Source organism: Pseudomonas edaphica, from assembly GCF_965277385.1.
GTDB classification, from domain to species: Bacteria; Pseudomonadota; Gammaproteobacteria; order Pseudomonadales; family Pseudomonadaceae; genus Aquipseudomonas; species Aquipseudomonas edaphica.
The window spans coordinates 1,720,564-1,738,341 of record NZ_OZ255725.1 but is presented as its reverse complement, the minus strand read 5'-3'; the positions used below and the strand labels follow the sequence as shown (position 1 = coordinate 1,738,341).

18 protein-coding genes are annotated in these 17,778 nt (G+C 59.5%); 8 read left to right on the top strand and 10 right to left on the bottom strand.

What is annotated here, in order from left to right; genetic code table 11:
- Positions 1-211: 211 nt before the first annotated feature.
- Positions 212-1,339, bottom strand: a complete 1,128-nt coding sequence (locus ACQY47_RS07835; RefSeq protein WP_017137213.1) for a branched-chain amino acid ABC transporter substrate-binding protein — start codon at positions 1,337-1,339, stop codon at positions 212-214.
- 138 nt (positions 1,340-1,477) lie between these two features.
- Here ACQY47_RS07835 and ACQY47_RS07830 point away from each other — a divergent pair, with 138 nt between their 5' ends.
- A complete protein-coding gene (locus tag ACQY47_RS07830; RefSeq protein WP_138453093.1) occupies positions 1,478-1,684 on the top strand; it encodes a hypothetical protein in 207 nt (68 codons plus the stop codon).
- Positions 1,681-2,001: a DUF2288 domain-containing protein gene (locus ACQY47_RS07825; RefSeq protein WP_017137214.1), complete on the top strand. Its 321-nt coding sequence runs from the start codon at positions 1,681-1,683 to the stop codon at positions 1,999-2,001. The genes ACQY47_RS07830 and ACQY47_RS07825 overlap by 4 nt, the downstream gene beginning before the upstream one ends.
- A gap of 376 nt (positions 2,002-2,377) precedes the next feature.
- Here ACQY47_RS07825 and ACQY47_RS07820 read toward each other — a convergent pair whose 3' ends face one another.
- Positions 2,378-4,642, bottom strand: a complete 2,265-nt coding sequence (locus ACQY47_RS07820) for a putative bifunctional diguanylate cyclase/phosphodiesterase (protein WP_099548586.1) — start codon at positions 4,640-4,642, stop codon at positions 2,378-2,380.
- A 138-nt stretch (positions 4,643-4,780) separates the two neighbouring features.
- Entirely contained in the window at positions 4,781-5,146 is a 366-nt protein-coding gene (locus tag ACQY47_RS07815; RefSeq protein ID WP_099548587.1) for a YkgJ family cysteine cluster protein, read from the bottom strand.
- 251 nt (positions 5,147-5,397) lie between these two features.
- Here ACQY47_RS07815 and ACQY47_RS07810 point away from each other — a divergent pair, with 251 nt between their 5' ends.
- Positions 5,398-6,744, top strand: coding sequence for a spinster family MFS transporter (locus ACQY47_RS07810; protein ID WP_428556803.1), 1,347 nt, complete (start codon positions 5,398-5,400; stop codon positions 6,742-6,744).
- 156 nt (positions 6,745-6,900) lie between these two features.
- Here ACQY47_RS07810 and rapA read toward each other — a convergent pair whose 3' ends face one another.
- Positions 6,901-9,747 carry an RNA polymerase-associated protein RapA gene (gene rapA / locus ACQY47_RS07805; protein ID WP_428556801.1) on the bottom strand — a complete coding sequence of 949 codons (2,847 nt, stop codon included), beginning with the start codon at positions 9,745-9,747 and terminating at the stop codon, positions 6,901-6,903.
- Between the two features lie 218 nt (positions 9,748-9,965).
- On the opposite strand from rapA, the gene ACQY47_RS07800 reads away from it, so the two are divergent.
- Positions 9,966-10,307, top strand: coding sequence for an aspartate-semialdehyde dehydrogenase (locus tag ACQY47_RS07800; protein WP_200433463.1), 342 nt, complete (start codon positions 9,966-9,968; stop codon positions 10,305-10,307).
- On the opposite strand, the gene ACQY47_RS07795 is transcribed toward ACQY47_RS07800, so the two are convergent.
- From ACQY47_RS07795 to ACQY47_RS07785, 3 genes are all read right to left on the bottom strand, one after another.
- On the bottom strand, positions 10,304-11,485 hold the full coding sequence (locus ACQY47_RS07795) for an aminotransferase class V-fold PLP-dependent enzyme (RefSeq protein WP_428556799.1): 1,182 nt from the start codon (positions 11,483-11,485) through the stop codon (positions 10,304-10,306). The genes ACQY47_RS07800 and ACQY47_RS07795 overlap by 4 nt on opposite strands.
- Positions 11,482-11,952: a RidA family protein gene (locus ACQY47_RS07790; protein WP_428556797.1), complete on the bottom strand. Its 471-nt coding sequence runs from the start codon at positions 11,950-11,952 to the stop codon at positions 11,482-11,484. Before ACQY47_RS07790 ends, ACQY47_RS07795 begins: the two co-directional genes overlap by 4 nt.
- Before the next feature lie 90 nt (positions 11,953-12,042).
- Positions 12,043-12,915: a LysR substrate-binding domain-containing protein gene (locus tag ACQY47_RS07785; protein ID WP_428556795.1), complete on the bottom strand. Its 873-nt coding sequence runs from the start codon at positions 12,913-12,915 to the stop codon at positions 12,043-12,045.
- A gap of 158 nt (positions 12,916-13,073) precedes the next feature.
- On the opposite strand from ACQY47_RS07785, the gene ACQY47_RS07780 reads away from it, so the two are divergent.
- The 3 genes from ACQY47_RS07780 to ccoM all read left to right on the top strand — a co-directional run bounded on the left by ACQY47_RS07780 (position 13,074) and on the right by ccoM (position 14,082).
- Positions 13,074-13,559 carry a lipocalin-like domain-containing protein gene (locus ACQY47_RS07780; RefSeq protein WP_428556793.1) on the top strand — a complete coding sequence of 162 codons (486 nt, stop codon included), beginning with the start codon at positions 13,074-13,076 and terminating at the stop codon, positions 13,557-13,559.
- Positions 13,560-13,660: 101 nt separating this feature from the next.
- Positions 13,661-13,822, top strand: coding sequence for a hypothetical protein (locus ACQY47_RS07775; RefSeq protein WP_017137225.1), 162 nt, complete (start codon positions 13,661-13,663; stop codon positions 13,820-13,822).
- Positions 13,823-13,965: 143 nt separating this feature from the next.
- Positions 13,966-14,082 carry a cytochrome c oxidase subunit CcoM gene (ccoM, locus tag ACQY47_RS07770; RefSeq protein WP_017137226.1) on the top strand — a complete coding sequence of 39 codons (117 nt, stop codon included), beginning with the start codon at positions 13,966-13,968 and terminating at the stop codon, positions 14,080-14,082.
- A gap of 201 nt (positions 14,083-14,283) precedes the next feature.
- On the opposite strand, the gene ACQY47_RS07765 is transcribed toward ccoM, so the two are convergent.
- From ACQY47_RS07765 to ACQY47_RS07755, 3 genes are all read right to left on the bottom strand, one after another.
- Positions 14,284-15,759 carry an inorganic phosphate transporter gene (locus ACQY47_RS07765; RefSeq protein WP_428556791.1) on the bottom strand — a complete coding sequence of 492 codons (1,476 nt, stop codon included), beginning with the start codon at positions 15,757-15,759 and terminating at the stop codon, positions 14,284-14,286.
- 334 nt (positions 15,760-16,093) lie between these two features.
- A complete protein-coding gene (locus ACQY47_RS07760) occupies positions 16,094-16,294 on the bottom strand; it encodes a hypothetical protein (RefSeq protein WP_003189295.1) in 201 nt (66 codons plus the stop codon).
- Positions 16,295-16,589: 295 nt separating this feature from the next.
- Positions 16,590-16,811 (bottom strand): hypothetical protein, encoded by a 222-nt coding sequence (locus ACQY47_RS07755; protein ID WP_138452464.1) that lies wholly within the window; start codon positions 16,809-16,811, stop codon positions 16,590-16,592.
- On the opposite strand from ACQY47_RS07755, the gene pcaR reads away from it, so the two are divergent.
- The gene (pcaR, locus tag ACQY47_RS07750) at positions 16,800-17,642 is read left to right on the top strand and encodes a pca regulon transcriptional regulator PcaR (RefSeq protein ID WP_017137228.1); all 843 of its coding nucleotides are present in this window, start codon (positions 16,800-16,802) and stop codon (positions 17,640-17,642) included. The two genes, ACQY47_RS07755 and pcaR, sit on opposite strands and share 12 nt — an antisense overlap.
- The last annotated feature ends 136 nt before the right edge of the window (positions 17,643-17,778 follow it).

The following is a 17,778-nucleotide window of genomic DNA, read 5'->3' as shown; positions in this document are numbered from 1 at the left end:
CCCGATACGCATTTCACTGGTGGAGTCATTTCCGGCTCGGTGCCCTGCTCTGTGATCAGGTTGCACGAAGCGTTTGCCAGCGAACCGCTGGTGACGGTTTTAAGATTTTCAGGTGAGCCAGCGCCCGGATCGCGGGTGACATGGCCCATAAACCTCGTAAAACAAAGCCCACTGCTCTCACAGTGGGCTTGTTGGACCAGTAACGCCTGGCTTACTGAGGGGAAACTTCGGTTTTTGGTTTACCGAAGTGCCATTCGTAGACCACGAATTTGAAGTCCTTCAGGTCGCCCTTGGCGTCGAAGCTCAGGTCGCCAGTTGGGGTCTTGAAGGTGCCGGCGTGGATAGCAGCAGCCACTTTGGCGGTGTCTTCGCTTTTCGCGGCGGCGATACCGCCGGCGATCACTTCAACGGCCGAGTAGGCCGGGAACACGAACGGACCGGTTGGGTCCTGCTTGTTCTTGGTGAACTCTTCAACGATGGCCTTGTTGGCCGGGTCGGTGTCGAAGGATTTCGGCAGGGTAACCAGCAGGCCTTCGGAAGCGCCCTGGGCGATTTGCGAGATGGAGTCGTTACCCACACCTTCTGGGCCCATGAACTTGGCGTTCACGCCTTTTTCCTTGGCCTGGCGCAGGATCAAGCCCAGCTCTGGGTGGTAGCCGCCGTAGTAGACGAAGTCGACGTTGGCTTGCTTGAGCTTCTGGATCAGCGAGCCGAAGTCTTTGTCGCCAGCGTTGATGCCTTCGAACAGGGCGACTTTCACGCCTTTCTTCTCGAGGGTCTGCTTAACGGCGGTGGCGATGCCTTCACCGTACTGCTGTTTGTCGTGGATAACAGCAACGACTTTCGGCTTCACGTGGTCGGCGATGTAGTTACCGGCCGCTGGGCCTTGGGCGCTGTCCAGGCCGATGGTACGGAACACCAGCTTGTAGCCACGGGAAGTGATTTCCGGGCTGGTAGCCGCCGGGGTGATCATGATCACGCCTTCGTCTTCATAGATGTCGGACGCTGGCTGAGTGGAGCTGGAGCAGAGGTGACCGACCACGAACTTGACGCCGTCGTTGACCACTTTGTTCGCTACGGCAACGGCTTGTTTTGGATCGCACGCATCGTCGTATTCTTTCGCTTCAAGCATTTTGCCGTCGACACCGCCCTTGGCGTTGATGTCAGCGATTGCCTGCTTGGCACCCATGAATTGCATGTCGCCGTATTGCGTCACTGGACCTGTCTTAGGCCCGGCGATACCGATCTTGATGGTGTCGGCTGCGAACGAATGGCCGGCAACCCCAGCCAGGACCATAGCGGCAAACAGTTTGGAAATCTGCTTAGTAGCCTTATTCATAGTGCTCCACTCTTACTGTTGTATTTTTTATAGTTCTAGCGGCCTTGTGAGCTGCAGAACCGGATCAGATATCGCGGATATCCCCCCGGCATTGCCCTGGCAACTGTACCGGTACAGTGTAGAGCGCCGGTTGATCGCTTGAAAAGCTGGCTGCTGGGGGCAAACCTTGGGTGTGTCGCTTTAATGAAAGAAAAAGACAGAATTGCGGCGGGCTTATGCCAGAGTTTCGGGCAATCCTTGGCTTTCCTGACACTTTCGTTCGGTGCCTCATTTGCAACTGGGTTTTTCTGCCTGACGCCTGACGCTATGATTGCGCCGATTTTTTCTTCAGGTGAATTCCCATGACGCAAGAACCTAGCACCCTCTATGCCAAGCTGCTCGGTGAAACCGCCGAAATTTCCTGGAAGGAGCTTGAACCGTTCTTTGCCAAGGGTGCCCTATTGTGGGTCGACGCTGGCCTGGATTTGATCGAAGCGGCCGAAGGAATGGCCGAGGATAACCGCGACAAAGTCGCTGGTTGGCTGGCCGCAGGGAGCCTTGGCGAGGTGTCTGCGACGCGGGCGTTGGACTTGGTTGAGCGTGATCCGAGCCTGTGGGCGGTCGTGGTTTCGCCGTGGATTCTGATCCAGGAAAGGGCGGCGCAAGAAAGGCTCGCACTATAAAGGTGCGCGTTTTCTTGCCGAGCAAGTGTGTAGCCGAGTAACCGCTGGCGCCGTGATGGCATCTTGCCGTAGAGAAAGGTCACAGGTGACGGTGACGTAAGCGTCACGGGAACAGTTTTAAAGTGGGCGGAACATCGGGGTAATTGTTTCCGGGTGTGGCAAAGCCAGAGCGTTCCCACGCTCCGCGTGGGAATGCATCCGGCGACGCTCTGCGTCACGAAGAGCGGACGCAGAGCGTCCAAGGCGGCATTCCCACGCAGAGCGTGGGAACGATCAACCCTGACTTTTCAAGAGGAGTACCCGGCGTACTCCGATGATTCGGCCGCTCGTCGGCGTTCATCCAAGTAGATGATGGCTAAATCCCAAAGATACGACGTCATCGAATGGGCCTGACAATCGACGGCGGGCCGATGCGGCCTGCACCAGGGTCCTTCGGCGCGATGGCGTCCTTATTGCCCTCGATGCTGAACGGGTAGAGTGGGTTGCGCATCTGGATGCCCTGGATCACACCCACCACATCGCTCAAAGGCACCGCCGGGCTCAGCAGGTAACCCTGGATAAAGTCGCAGCCGTGCTTGAGCAGCAGTTCAAATTGCGCCTGGGTTTCAACGCCTTCGGTGACCACCTGCAAGTGCAGGGTGTGGGCCATGCCGATGATCGCCTGGACGATCTCGACATCGGCGGTGGACTTGGGAATGTCCTGGATAAACGACCGGTCGATCTTCAGGGTATTGAGCGGCAGGCGCTTGAGGTAGGCCAGGGATGAATAACCGGTGCCGAAATCATCAATGGCCAGCGAAACGCCCAGGGCGCGGATCTGGCGCAACAGCGCCAGGGTGCTGCTGATATTGCCCATCAGCGCGTTTTCGGTGACTTCCAGTTCCAGGCGGCTGGCGGCGATCCCGGCAAAACGCAGGGCGGCTTCGATCTCATCGGCCAGCTCGTCACGGGCCAGATTCAAGGCCGAGCAATTCACGGCCATGGTCAGCTCGGTGTAACCGCGGTCAGACAGCAGGCTCAAATCGTGACAGGCCTGACGCAATACCCAGTGGTCGAGTTCGGCAATCAACCCGTTGTTTTCGGCGATGCCGATAAACCGGTCCGGGGCCAGCAGCCCATGTTGCGGGTGTTGCCAGCGCACCAGTGCTTCCAGGCGGGTGACCTTGCCCAGCTTCATGTCGAAGATCGGCTGGTAGAACAGCACCAATTCATTGCGGCCGCGCAACGCAGCGCGCAATTGCTCCTCCAGTTGCAGCTCGAGGAAGGCGCGGGTTTTAAGGTTGGAGCTGAAGAAGTTCAAGCTGTTGCGACCGGCATCCTTGGACTGGTACAGCGCCAGGTCAGCGGTTTTAAGCAACTCTTCGCAGGTCAGTCCGTCATCGGGGAACAGGCTGATGCCAATGCTGGTGGTCATCACCATGCGCCGGCCGGCCAGTTCGATTGGTTCTTTCATCTTATGCATGATGCGCTGGGCCAGGTGCCGCGCTTCGTCGCGATGGTGAATGTTGATCAGGATGCAGAACTCGTCGCCGCCAAACCGCGCGACCACATCGCTATGGCTGCGCACCGACCCCTTGATATGCCCGGCCAGTACGGTGAGCAGTTGGTCGCCGGCATCGTGGCCGAGGCTGTCATTGATGCGCTTGAAGTGGTCGATATCGAGGAAGATCACCGCCATCATGCCGTGGCCGGCGGTTTTTTCGGCGACCTTCTCGGCAAAGATCTGGTTGAAGCCGCGACGGTTGAGCAGGCTGGTCAGCGCATCGAAGTGCGCCACTTGTTGCAGCGAGGCACGGGCTTGGTCCAGCTCACTGAGCAGGGCGTTGACCCGGCGCAGGTCACGCTCCTTGTGCTGCAGTTTTTTGTCGGCGAGGGCGGCGCTGACGCTGCTGCCAATCACCAGCAGGGTGATCACGGCCACCGACAGGCCCAGTTGAATCGGGTTGTTATCCAGTGGCAACGACAGGTCAGCACCGGCCGGTACCAGCATTCGCATGGCCGCCATGCCGGTGAAGTGCATGCTGAGGATGCCGGCGCCCAGCACGAGGCTGGCGGCGTACTTGAGCAGTTGATGAAACACGCCGGCGCCGGTGCGCAGGTAGCTCGACAGCAACAGCGCGGCCAGGCTCGCGCCGATGGCAATCGCCACGGAGGCCATGAACAGGTCGGTCTCGAAGTACACATCGGCCTGGGAGCGCATGGCCGACATGCCCACGTAATGCATCAGCGCGATACCCAGGCCCATCCATACCGACGCCAGCAGGTATTGATGGAATCGCAGATGGGTATGACTCAGGGTTTGCATGGCGAACAGTGAAGCGATCAAGGCGATCACCAGCGAGGCGAACGTCATGATCAATTCATAATGAATGGCGATAGGTGCCTGGAAGGCCAGCATGCTGATGAAGTGCGTCGACCAGATGCCACCCGCCAGGCAACCCGCTCCCAGCCAACGCCAATGACGGCGGGCGGTAGGGTCTTCGACATGGCCCACGCGCTCAGCCATGTCCAGCGTGCCGAAGCCGGCCGCGCAAGCAACCAGATACGCCAGTAGCACCAGAAAAGGGTTATGACTGCAATTGAGTAATAAGTGCCCGTTCTCTGGCAGGTCGGTAAAAAAATGCAGACCCAGCCATTCCATAGCAAGCCCCGTCATAGCGTCACGTCACAGCCAACGGCGATGACCTATGAAGTCGAGTATAGAAGCCGCGCGGGATTTGCCATGGATAATGGCACTTTGCTTTCAACCATTTTGGCATGCCCGCCATAGCGTTTGATGCTAAGCGCTGATCGGCAGGTCCAGTTCAAAAGGTGCTTCTAATGGCGGCAGGCCAAAGGCGGCGCGAGCGGTATCGCAGTCGACGTTCTGCTCGCCCTGGCTCCACGACGCATCGAACTCTCGGCAGGGGCTTGAGCGTTGTTCATAGATGGTGCAACGGGTGCCCTTGCCGACCTCACCCTCGAGGCTGCAACACCTGGCGGGTTTCTGGTCGGTACCAATCATCGCCACGCGTGTGGGGTTGATCTGCACCACCAGGTCATCGGGCACCGTGCCGCCCGATGAGGCGCACTCGCCCCAGAAGAAAGACACGCGAAAGTGTGAACAGCAGGCACCGCAACTCAGACACGGACTGGCTTCGGACATGGGCGTCATCGATAAGAAAAGTAGGATGTGGGTGTTACGGAAGGCTCGCCATTCTATCCGTGCCATGGCGGTTGGGAAGGGGGGCGCGAACTTATATTTTCGTAGGGAAAGTCCCGTCGCTGCGGGTGAAATCATGCCCTATCAGCTTTACGAATCATTACAGACAAGCGTGCCTGGCCTGATTATGTTGCAGGTACCGGGCAGGATGCATCGGGCATCGCAGCTCTCATAACAATAAAAGAGACGGACCCATGCAGAACTCGACCCAAGCGGCGAATGCCTGGCGCATTCTGTTCCTGCTGTTCCTCGCCAACCTGTTCAATTTCTTCGACCGCACCATCCCCGCCATCATCATCGAGCCAATCCGCATGGAATGGCACTTGAGCGACTTCCAGCTCGGTATCATCGGCACCGCCTTCACCATCGTCTACGCCATCGCCGGCCTGCCGCTCGGGCGCCTGGCCGATACCGGTTCACGCAGCAAACTGATGGGCTGGGGCCTGTTTGCCTGGAGCGGGCTGACGGCGGTCAACGGCATGGTCGGCAGCTTCTGGACCTTTTTGCTGGTGCGCATGGGCATCGGCATCGGTGAAGCCAGCTATGCGCCGGCGGCTAATTCGTTGATCGGCGACCTGTTTCCCGCCCACCGCCGCGCCCGGGCCATGGGCATTTTCATGCTGGGTTTGCCGTTGGGCCTGCTGCTGGCGTTCTTCACCATTGGCGCGATGGTCAAGGCGTTCGACAGCTGGCGCGCACCGTTCTTTATCGCCGCCGTGCCGGGGCTGATCCTCGCGATCTTTATGTTCTATATCAAGGAACCCAAGCGCGGCGCAGCGGAAACCGTGCAAGTCTCCCAGGAGCGCGTCGACCGCCCGATTCGTCGCGTTCTGGCGGTGCCGACCTTCCTGTGGCTGGTGCTGGCCGGGTTGTGCTTTAACTTCGCCACCTATGCGTGCAATTCATTTTTGGTGCCGATGTTGCAGCGTTACTTCCTGATGCCGTTGCAGGACGCCGCGGTGGCCACCGGCGTGATCGTCGGCATCACCGGGCTGGTGGGCCTGACCCTGGGCGGCTGGATTGCCGACAAGATCCATCAGCGCGTCGCCAACGGCCGGCTGCTGTTTGCCGCGTGCAGCTTGATTATCTCGACCATTACCACTGCCTGGGCCTTGCACGCCGGGCGCATTGAGATTGGCGTGTTTGTGGCGCTGTTCAGTGTGGGCTGGTTGTTTGCCTATAACTTCTACACCTGCGTGTACACGGCGATTCAGGACGTGGTTGAGCCACGCCTGCGCGCCACGGCGATGGCGCTGTTTTTTGCGGGGTTGTACTTGCTCGGCGGTGGCATGGGGCCGGTGGTGGTGGGCGGCCTGTCTGATCATTTTGCCCATTCGGCAATGTATGCCGATGGCGCCTCGCGGATGACCGAGGCGTATAAAGCGGTTGGGTTGCACGACGCCATGTACCTGATTCCGGTGGCGCTGTTCTTGACCATGCTGTTTCTGTTCCAGGCCTCGCGCAGTTTTGTGCGCGATGCCAAGAAGATGAAGGATGGGTTGGGGACAGTTGAGTTGCCGGCTGGGGCGGCTACGGCTTGAAACCGAGGTGACGCCATCGCAGGCAAGCCAGCTCCCACATTTTGATGTGTGAATATCTTCAAATGTGGGAGCTGGCTTGCCTGCGATGAGGCCCCTAAGGCCAATAAAAAAGGCCCGCATTGCGCGGGCCTTCTTTTTAGCAGGGCAGGGCGGTTATCAACCCGCCACCAACACCCGAATCGCTTCCAACCGCAGCGCAGCCTTGTCGAGCATGGCCAGGCCTTGCTCGCGCTGGTTGCGCAGCGCCACCAGTTCGCTGTCGCGCACGGTCGGGTTGACCGCTTGCAACGCGGTCAGGCGCGCCAGTTCTTCGTCGGTGTCGGCTGCCAGGCGGCGTTTTGCCTCGGCCACACGCTCGGCGTGGCGCGGGGTGATCTTCTCTTCGCCGGCATTGATGCGTGGCGTGAGCTGATCACGCTGGGCCTGCACGAACTTGTTGGCGCTGGCGCGTGGCACACTTTCCAGCTGGTCGTTCAAAGTTTCAAACGACACACGACCGGACAGGTCATTACCGTTGGTATCCAGCAGGCAGCGCAAGGCGGCCGGTGGCAGGTAGCGGCCCAGTTGCAGCGAGCGCGGCGCAACCACTTCACTGACGTAGAGCAGTTCGAGCAACACGGTGCCTGGCTTGAGCGCCTTGTTCTTGATCAGCGCCACGGCGGTGTTGCCCATCGAGCCGGACAGCACCAGGTCCATGCCGCCTTGCACCATCGGGTGTTCCCAGGTGATGAACTGCATGTCTTCACGCGACAGCGCCTGGTTACGGTCGTAGGTGATGGTCACACCTTCGTCGTCGCCCAGGGGGAAGCTGGCGTCGAGCATTTTTTCGCTGGGCTTGAGGATCAGTGCGTTTTCCGAATGGTCCTCGCTGTCGATGCCGAAGGCGTCGAACAGGGTTTCCATGTAGATCGGCAGGGCGAACTGGTCGTCTTGCTCAAGAATGTCTTCCACCAGCGCATCGCCTTCACCCGCGCCGCCGGAGTTGAGCTCCAGCAAGCGGTCGCGACCGGTGTGCAGTTCCTGTTCCAGACGCTCGCGCTCGGCACGCGCTTCGTCGATCAGGGTTTGCCACTCGCCGTCGTCGGCGTTTTCCAGCAGCGGCAGCAGGCGTGGGCCGAACTGATGCTGCAAGGCGTTGCCGGTCGGGCAGGTGTTGAGGAACGCGTTCAGCGCTTCGTGGTACCACTGGAACAGGCGCTCTTGCGGGCTGGTTTCCAGGTACGGCACGTGCAGTTCGATCACATGCTTCTGGCCGATCCGGTCCAAACGGCCGATCCGCTGTTCCAGCAGGTCGGGGTGGGACGGCAGGTCGAACAGCACCAAGTGGTGGGAGAACTGGAAGTTGCGGCCTTCACTGCCGATTTCCGAGCAGATCAGCACCTGGGCGCCGAACTCTTCGTCTGCGAAGTAGGCAGCAGCGCGGTCACGCTCGAGGATGTTCATGCCCTCGTGGAACACCGTGGCCGGGATGCCGGAGCGCACGCGCAGGGCGTCTTCCAGGTCCATGGCGGTTTCGGCGTGGGCGCAGATCACCAACACTTTGGTGCGCTTGAGCATTTTCAGCTGGTCGATCAGCCACTCGACGCGCGGGTCGAAGCGCCACCAGCGGTTTTCTTCTTCAACATCCGGTTGCGATTGGAAGCTGACTTCCGGGTACAGCTCGGCGTGTTCGCCCAGCGGCAGTTCGAGGTATTCGTCCGGGTTCGGCAGCGGGTAGGCATGCAGCTTGCGCTCCGGGAAACCCTGCACGGCGGCGCGGGTGTTACGGAACAGTACGCGGCCGGTGCCGTGGCGGTCGAGCAGCTCACGCACCAGGCGTGCGCTGGCTTCGGTGTCGCCATCGTTGACGGCGCTGAGCAGTGCTTCACCTTCGTCACCGAGGAAACCCTGGATGGTTTTGTGCGCTTTTGGCGACAGGCGGCCCTTGTCCAGCAGTTCCTGCACGGCTTCGGCTACCGGGCGATAGTTCTCGCTTTCGGCGCGGAAGGCGTGCAGGTCGTGGAAGCGGTTCGGGTCCAACAGGCGCAGGCGCGCGAAGTGGCTGTCCTGGCCCAGTTGTTCCGGGGTGGCGGTGAGCAGCAGCACGCCAGGGATCACTTCGGCCAGTTGCTCGACCAGCGCGTATTCCGGGCTGGCTTTTTCTTCATGCCACACCAAGTGGTGGGCTTCGTCGACCACCAGCAGGTCCCAGCCGGCGGCGAACAACGCGTCCTGGGCCTTCTCGTCGTCCACCAGCCATTCGAGTGCAACCAGTGCAAGCTGGGTGTCTTCGAACGGGTTGGCGGCATCGCTTTCGATAAAACGCTCTTCGTCGAACAGCGCAACCTGCAGGTTAAAGCGGCGGCGCATTTCCACCAGCCACTGGTGTTGCAGGTTTTCCGGCACCAGGATCAGCACGCGGTTGGCGCGACCCGACAGCAACTGGCGATGAATCACCAGGCCGGCTTCGATGGTCTTGCCCAGGCCCACTTCGTCGGCCAGCAATACCCGTGGCGCGATACGGTCAGCGACTTCGCGAGCGATGTGCAGTTGGTGAGCAATAGGTTGTGCACGCACGCCGCCCAGGCCCCACAGCGAGGACTGCAACTGACGGCTGGTGTGTTCCAGCGTGTGATAGCGCAGCGAGAACCAGGCCAGCGGGTCGATCTGCCCTGCGAACAGACGGTCGCTGGCCAGACGGAACTGGATGAAGTTCGACAGTTGGGTTTCCGGCAGGGTGACCTGCTCGTTCTGCCCATTGAGGCCGTGGTAGACCAGCAGGCCATCGACGTCGTCGACTTCCTGTACGGTCATTTTCCAGCCTTCGAAATGGGTGATGCTGTCACCCGGCGAAAACCTCACACGAGTGAGGGGCGCATTCCGTAGCGCATACTGACGAGTGTCGCCAGTGGCCGGATAGAGCACGGTCAACAAGCGCCCGTCCTGTGCCAGAACGGTGCCTAACCCCAGCTCTGCTTCGCTGTCACTAATCCAGCGTTGCCCCGGTTGATACTGCTGCGCCATGCTGCCTGACTCCCGCCGTGAAAAAGCCGACTATTCTAACGGAACACGGCTTCCAGACCAAAAGGAATAGCTTCAAGCTTCAAGCTTTAAGCTACAAGCGGCAAGAAAAAGGGCGATATGTTCGTCGGATAGATGACGATTGGTTCACAAGTTGGGGGCTTGATGCTCAAGTCGCCCCTCCCGCAGCCGACAGTCTGCTGAATAGGAGACTAAAAACCATGCTGCCACCCATACTCCCCCTGAGTGTTGTGCCGGTTACGTCACAGCTTGATCCGGTGCGCCAGAAGCCGGATATCCCGCCCGTGGTGCCCGTGCAGGCCGGTTCCAACGAAAGCACCATCGACCTGAAAAAGGGCGATGCCGAGCAGTCGACTTTTTTACTGCGCGAAGAACAACGCCGTCAGCAAGAACAGCACAAACGCCGGCGCGAAGCGGATGAAGACCCCGAGGCGCATCTGGCGATCCCCGGCGATGAACTCAACGCCGACAACACGGTGCCGGTGGCGCCGCTGATCGAAGACGCGCCGCGCCAGGGTTTGTGGGTGGACGTCGAGGTTTAATCGCGCAACTCGCGCAGCGCGGCGATCAGCAACTCGATGTCGTGCTCGGTGTTGAGCGGGCTGACAGACACCCGCGCAATGCTTGTAAGACCCCGCGCCTGCATATCCAGAGGCGTGTAGGCCACACCATTGGCGCCGATGTTGATGCGCTTTAATCCCAGCCTGCGCTTGAGTTCAAACGCCTCCCAGCCGGCGAGGTTAAAGGCGATCAGTCCTGAGTGAAGCGTGCCCAGATCGTGCAGGGAAACGCCCGGAATCTGACGCAGCGCGTCGCGGATTTGTCCGCTGAGCTGCAAGACCCTTGCCCACGTCTGCTCCACGCCCAGTCGGTTAATTTCCTGCAGCGCATTGCCCAGGCCCGCCAATAAGGCGTAGGACACTTCACTGGTTTCAAAGCGGCGGGCATCGCTACGCAGGTCGAACCCTTCAGCAGTCCAGGGCGCCGAGAACACGTCGCGCTGGGCCGGGTTCAGGCGTTGCAGAAAGTCCGCTCGCACATATAGCAGCGCCGTGCCACGCGGCCCGCGCAGGTGTTTGCGCCCGGCTGACTTGAGTACGTCGCAGTGCAACGCCTGCACATCCACCGGCAACTGGCCGACGGCTTGGCCGGCGTCGATAAAGTAGGGGATTGCGTGGCGCCTGGCCACTTCGCCGATGGCCTGGGCAGGGTTGATCAGGCCGCCGTTGGCCGGCAGCCAGGTCAGGTCGATCAGCTTGACGTTGGCATCAATCATCGCCTCCAGCGCCAATGGGCACACTGCGCCGGTGGCATCGCAGGGAATGACCTCCACTCGGGCACCCGCTTGCACGGCCAACTGCATACTCGCCAGGTTGCCGCCCCATTCATGGCGCCCGACCAGGATGCGATCGCCCGGCTGCCACGGCCCCAGGGCCTGGAACGCCAGGCTCCAGGCGGTTGAGCCGCTGCTGGCGAAGGCAATCGAGGAGACGGGCGCATTGAGTAATTGCCCAGCTGCGCGCCGGGCTTTTTCTACCAGGATCGCGCCATGCTCGCCGGCCTCCATCGGGCCATCGCGGGCTTCGCGTTGCAACTGGTCGATGATCGCGTCGAGGGTGGCTTGGCTCGGCAGCGAGGCACCGGCATGGTTGAAGTGCACGATGCCTGATTGGCAGCCAGGTGTGTCGTCACGCAGATGCTGGACCTGCAGCGGGCTCACGACAGCAGCTCGAAAATTGCGTCCACCTCCACGGCGACGCCGGCGGGCAGGCTCGACACACCGACGGCGGTGCGCACGTGCCGGCCTTTGTCGCCCAGGGCATTGACCACCAGATTGGATGCGCCATTGGCAACTATGCTCTGGCGCGTGAAATCGCCGCTGCTGGCGATGAACACGCCCAAGCGGAGAATGCGCACTACACGCGACAGGTCATCACCGACGGCAGCACTTAACTGGCCGAGCAAGCCCAACGCCGCCAGCTCTGCTGCCTGGGCACCTTCTTCATCGCTGAGGGATTGCCCCAGCCGGCCGATGTAGGCGGGTTTGCCGTCGAGCATAGGAATTTGCCCGGAGATAAACAGCTGGTTCTGGCTGACCACATGATTGATGTAATTGGCCGCCGGCTGGCTAGGGGTTGGCAGCGTCAGGCCAAGGGCTTGTACGCGTTGGCGGATGGAGTCGCTCATGTTGGATCCTCTTGGGTTAAGAGGTTTGAGCATGTTTGTTGTATCAATGGGCGACAAACGGATAGATCTCACTCGACGTATCGAAATAGCTCATGCATCGGCGCAGGTGTCTTTCAACCATTGACTGAAGCATTCGACCGCTTGGCTCGTGGGCCCTTGAGGCACGATCAGCCAGTAACCGATTTCACTGTGGTAGGGCGGCCAGTCAAAGGCTTCCACCAGGCTGCCGTCCTTGAGCCTGCGCTCTATCAGGCGGTGACGGCCCATGGCGATGCCTTGGCCAGCCACGGCGGCTTCGACCACGATGTTGTAGTCGTGCAGCAGCACGCGGGAATGGTGGTCGAGGTTGACCTGGTAGTGCGCCGACCAATCCGTCCATTCGAAAGGGCGGTGCGAGGTGGCCATCAACAAGGGCGCATTGTGCAGTTGGCTGGCCTTGAAGGCCGGGCTGCACACCGGTGAAATGACTTCCGCCATCAAACGCGTGGCCTGTACATCGGGCCAGTCGCCCTTGCCATAGCGGATGGCCAGGTCGACCTCGGCGGTGGCGACGTTGGCTAATTGAATCGCGGGCAGCAGTTCCACCTGGATATGCGGGTAGCGGTTGAGAAACCCGGCCAGACGCGGGGCCAGCCACAGGGTGGCAAACGAGGCCAGCAGGCCCACGCGCAAAATTGTGGTCGTGGGGGCGACTTTCTGCGCGCGGGTGGCGGCGGCGATCATATCGAGGGCCGGGCGGATTTCGTCGTAGTAACCTTGGCCGTCGGCGGTCAGATCAATCGCGCGGGTGCGTCGGATAAACAGTGGTTTGCCCAGATACTGTTCGAGCTTTTGCACTTGGTGGCTGAGTGCGCTCTGGGTAACCGACAACTCATTGGCGGCCTTGATAAAACTCAAGTGCCGCGCCACCGCCTCAAAAGCGCGCAGGGCCAGCAGCGGCGGAAGGTCATTGTGCAGTGCCAACTGAGTGCGCCTACAGGGTAAGTTGGAAAGTGTCGATTTTGGGCGATGTGCTTCCTTTTGTCGCCCGCAGATTCTCCTGTCGTAGTTTGGGGATATGCCCTACATCTCCCCGGGCAGCCGTGCGCAAAGCTCTGTGTCTTTTTTGAGACGGTAGAGCGATGAAATTCCCTATAAAGGCAAATGTGATCGGGTTGGCTGTTTCGATGGGCCTTTGCGCGGGCGCAGCAGCGAATGAGTCACCGCTGGTCGGGGCCTGGAAGCTGGTCGGCTATCAGGTCGAGTCCCAGGATACCCGTGAGAAAATCCCGGCAATGGGCAGCCGTCCTTCCGGGCGCGTTATTTTTACCGCGGATCATCGAGTGGCTTTCGTGTTGACCGGTGAGGGAAGAAAGCCCGGCGCTTCCGACGCAGAAAAATCAGCGCTGTTGAATACGCTGGTGGCTTATACCGGTATTGAGCAGGTCGAGGGCAATCAATGGTGCACAGAGGTTGATTCTGCCTGGAATCCGGAGTGGGTGGGGACGGTGCAATGCCGCGATTTTCAGGTCAGGGGCGATACGCTGGAAGTGCTGACGCCCTGGCGCCAAATGCCGAATTGGCCGGGGACTACACGTTCCATCATTACATTTGAGCGGGATAAATAAGCGCCAGGAAAGAGAAGTACGAGGATTTTCACCCTGGCATTTGCCGTCGAGCGGGAGAGGCCGCATTATTGAGCCATTCCCGCCACGACGTAAGCCCAGCCATGAGTGAAGACGACAAACTGATCGACCTGAATGCCGAACGTGCCAAACGTGTGCATGACTTGAATGACAAGCGCCTGAATGAGGTTCGCCAGGCATTTGAGCAGGCGATGCCGCTTGGCAAAGTTAAGAAAAAACCCAAGAACAAGCCGAAAAAGCGTTGAAACAGCCTGCATTTGTTGATGCAGGTCAGTTATTACCCTTCTTTAAGCCCCGTTGCGGGCGACATTGATCCCGGTCAATTTTCCACTCCGCCTTCTCCATTAACTTAGCCCTATCGCAACAGGGCATGAGCAGGAGGCCGGTCATGTTTTTCGATAATGTGGTGTTTGCCGGGGTGCTGACTGTCAGCCTCATGGTGCTGTTTTTTGTAGGGTTTGGGATTTTTATCTGGAAGGACGCTAATAAGCGTAAAGAACCGTAAGTTCTTCTGGGTTACATGAGCACGCAAGGCATTTTGGGCGACTTCGGTCGCCCTTTTTTTTGCCTGCTATTTAATGTGATCGTTCCCACGCTCCGCGTGGGAATGCCGCCGAGGACGCTCTGCGTCCCGCACCTGTAGTTGTGAGATAAAAAAAAGCGCGATCCCCATCAGGATCGCGCCTTCTTTTTCAGCCGCAGCGTATCAACTACCCAATGCCTTGGACGCCAGCCAGAACAACCCGGCTGACAGACCCACGGTTGCCGGCAAGGTCAACACCCAAGCCATCAGGATGGTCTTCACCGTGCCGCCTTGCAGGCCGCTCTTATTGGCAACCATGGTGCCGGCCACGCCTGAAGACAGTACGTGAGTGGTGGAAACCGGCAGGCTGAAGATGTTGGCCAGGCCAATCATGCTCGCCGTGGTGATCTGTGCCGACATGCCTTGGGCATAGGTCATGCCCTGCTTGCCGATCTTCTCACCGATGGTCAGTACCACACGCTTCCAGCCCACCATGGTACCCAGGCCCAGGGCCAGTGCGACGGCGAGGATCACCCAGAACGGGGCGTACTCGGTGGTGGCGGTCAAGTCTTTGCGCAGCTTGTCCAGGTCGGACTTCTCACGCGCATCCAGGCCCGGCAGCTTGCCGACTTTCTTCGCGGTGTCGTCCAGGCACAGCAAGTAGCGGCGCACTTCAATGCGGTGCTCGGCAGTCAGCGAGTGGTAGTCGGAAACGCCTTTCAGGGTTTCCATCAATGCATTGATAGTCGGCTCGGTCTGTTGCGGGTTGCACCGGAACTTGCCCGGCAGGTCGTCCTTCACGCTTTTGCCCAGTGCCAGGAACTCGCCGAGCGTGGCGTTATTGCGCTCGTAAAACTGGCTCAAATGCACGGTGGCATCGCGAGTACGTTCAATCTGGTAAGTGGTGCTGCCCAGGTCGAGTACGAACTGCGCCGGTACGATACCGATGAGCACCAGCATGATCAGGCCGATGCCTTTCTGGCCATCATTGGAGCCGTGTACGAAGCTCACGGCCATGGCCGAGATCACCAGTACCAGACGGTTCCAGAACGGTGGGTGCTTCTTGTCGTCAAGTTTGCGGCGCTGGTCCGGGGTCTTGTGCATTTTCGACAGTGGGCGCCACCATTTCAGGCCGATCAGCACCAGAGCAGCGACCAGGAAGCCGGCCATCGGCGAGAACACCAAGGAAGCACCGATATCGACGGCTTTCTGCCAGTTCACACCGTCAGCCAAGGGGATGTCGTTGATCAGGGCATTGGCCAGGCCGACACCAAGGATCGAGCCGATCAAGGTATGGGAGCTGGAGGCCGGGATACCGAAGTACCAGGTGCCCAGGTTCCAGGTGATCGCCGCTGCCAATAAAGAGAAGACCATTGCCAGGCCATGGCCGGTGTTCACATTGATCAGCAACTCCACCGGCAGCAAGTGCACGATGGCGTAGGCGACGCCGACACCACCGAGCAACACGCCGAGGAAGTTGAACACCCCGGAGAAGAACACGGCCAGGTGCGGCGGCATGGCTTTGGTGTAGATGACTGTGGCCACCGCGTTAGCGGTGTCATGAAAGCCATTGATGAACTCGAAGGCGAGGACAAAGGCCAGGGCGAGCAACAGGCTCACTAGAACCCAAGCATCCAGTCCGCTGAATAAATCGATCATGAAGGTTTTCTGACCCGGTCGTAAGGGGGCGCGATTATGCCAGAAAACCTCAGTAATCGATGCATTAGCTGCTCATCGGTAACAATCTTCACTGAAAAAACACCGGGCAAAGCGGCGCATCCCAGGGTTTTCGGGGCTTTGGCAAGTCTTTGATTTATAAAGTGCGGGGCCGAAAAGACACGGATTTGTCATGCAAACGTCATGTCTGAAACATTTGTATGAAATTTCGTTGGCGGCAGCAGGACGCTGACCAATGGTGAGCCAATGCACGGTGCCTTCCGCCGGCGCTGGGCCGGCAGAGACAGCAAGACCCTGGAAACTCTGAGCGAAGGGCTTATGGCTCTTCGGTCTTGAGTTCCTGTTCAATCTTTTGAATTTCCTGGGCAAATGCCTGATCCAGCAAACTGGCCCGTTTGCGCCAGGGTTTGCGCTCGGGTTCAGGTTGCGCGGCGTAGGTGGTGACTTCCCCGCCGTAAACGTCCTTGTAACGTTGTTCCTGGCGCTCAAGTTCCGCGCGCAGTTCGTCTTTCGTCACAGTGTTACCTAATTAAGTTGAGTGTATTGACGGTGCAGCGTCATGCCTGAAAGTCGTCCTCGGGTTGTTCAAAATTGAACAGTAGAACCATTCAAGTTTGAAAAAGGGCCAAAGGGCAGATCTTATAAACAGGTATGTGTGACCGATGATGCCTGTAACGCGCATCGCCTCGTGAGCTCCACTCCCGATGATAATGAAATCGGGCTGACCTCTGCACAAGCTGCATTATAGCGGCGCATTTGGATAAAACTATCAGCATTAAGTTAAAAAGCGTCAACTTCGTGTGAGACTTTTGTTACATGACGGTGTGAGTCATTTGCGCGTTTTGCGCATGACTGTAGTGGTCTACCCGGCTGTCGGGTTCCATCGGCAAAATTGCGATAATCGCATGGCTGTCCGATAATCGCCCGATGTTGCGGGCGCAACCTTGTGCATCCCGGCCGGCACGGCTTGTAATGGCGGCCAACCCTCCCTGCGGTTGAAAACAAGAGAAAGGACCCTGGAAATGAACGATCAATTGCGCAACTCCTTCGCATCAGTGGCGCCGCCGATCGTGGCTTCACCGGCCAAGCGTATCCAGGCGTTTACCGGTGATCCGGACTTCATGACCTCCCTGGCGCGCGGCCTGGCCGTGGTGCAGGCGTTTCAGGAGCGCAAACGCCACCTGACCATCGCCCAGATCAGTCATCGCACCGAAATCCCGCGTGCCGCCGTGCGCCGTTGCCTGCACACCTTGATCAAGCTCGGTTATGCCACCACCGATGGGCGCACCTATTCGCTGCTGCCCAAAGTCTTGACCCTGGGGCATGCGTATTTGTCCTCCACGCCATTGGCCGTATCGGCCCAGCCTTACCTGGACCGTATGAGCGAGCAATTGCACGAGGCTTGCAACATGGCGACCCTGGAAGGCGACGACATCCTTTATATCGCCCGCTCGGCCACCACCCAGCGCCTGATCTCGGTGGACCTGTCGGTGGGCGGGCGCTTGCCGGCGTATTGCACATCGATGGGGCGCATCCTCCTGGCGGCGCTGGACGATGCTTCGCTCAAGGACTATCTCGACCACGCCGACCTGCAAACCAAGACCAGCCGCACCCTGACCACGCCCGAAGCCTTGTTCGAATGCCTGCAACAAGTGCGTCAACAAGGCTGGTGCATCGTCGATCAGGAGCTGGAGCAGGGCTTACGCTCCATCGCCGTGCCGGTGTACGACGCTTCCGGCCAGGTGTTGGCCGCGCTCAATGTCAGCACCCACGCCGGGCGTGTCAGCCGCAGCGAGCTGGAGCAGCGGTTTTTGCCAAGCATGCTCAGCGCCAGCCGCGAGCTGAGTGCGCAATTGTTTGCCTAAGTGTTCGGTGACCGCACAGATCCCGGCTTGATCAATTGACGCTGTTTCCCCCGACTTATTACTGTGCGGCAGCGCTCTGAAGAGCCGCCCAATAATAATGACGACCCCAGGTCGTTGGCCCGCCATCGGTGTGGAA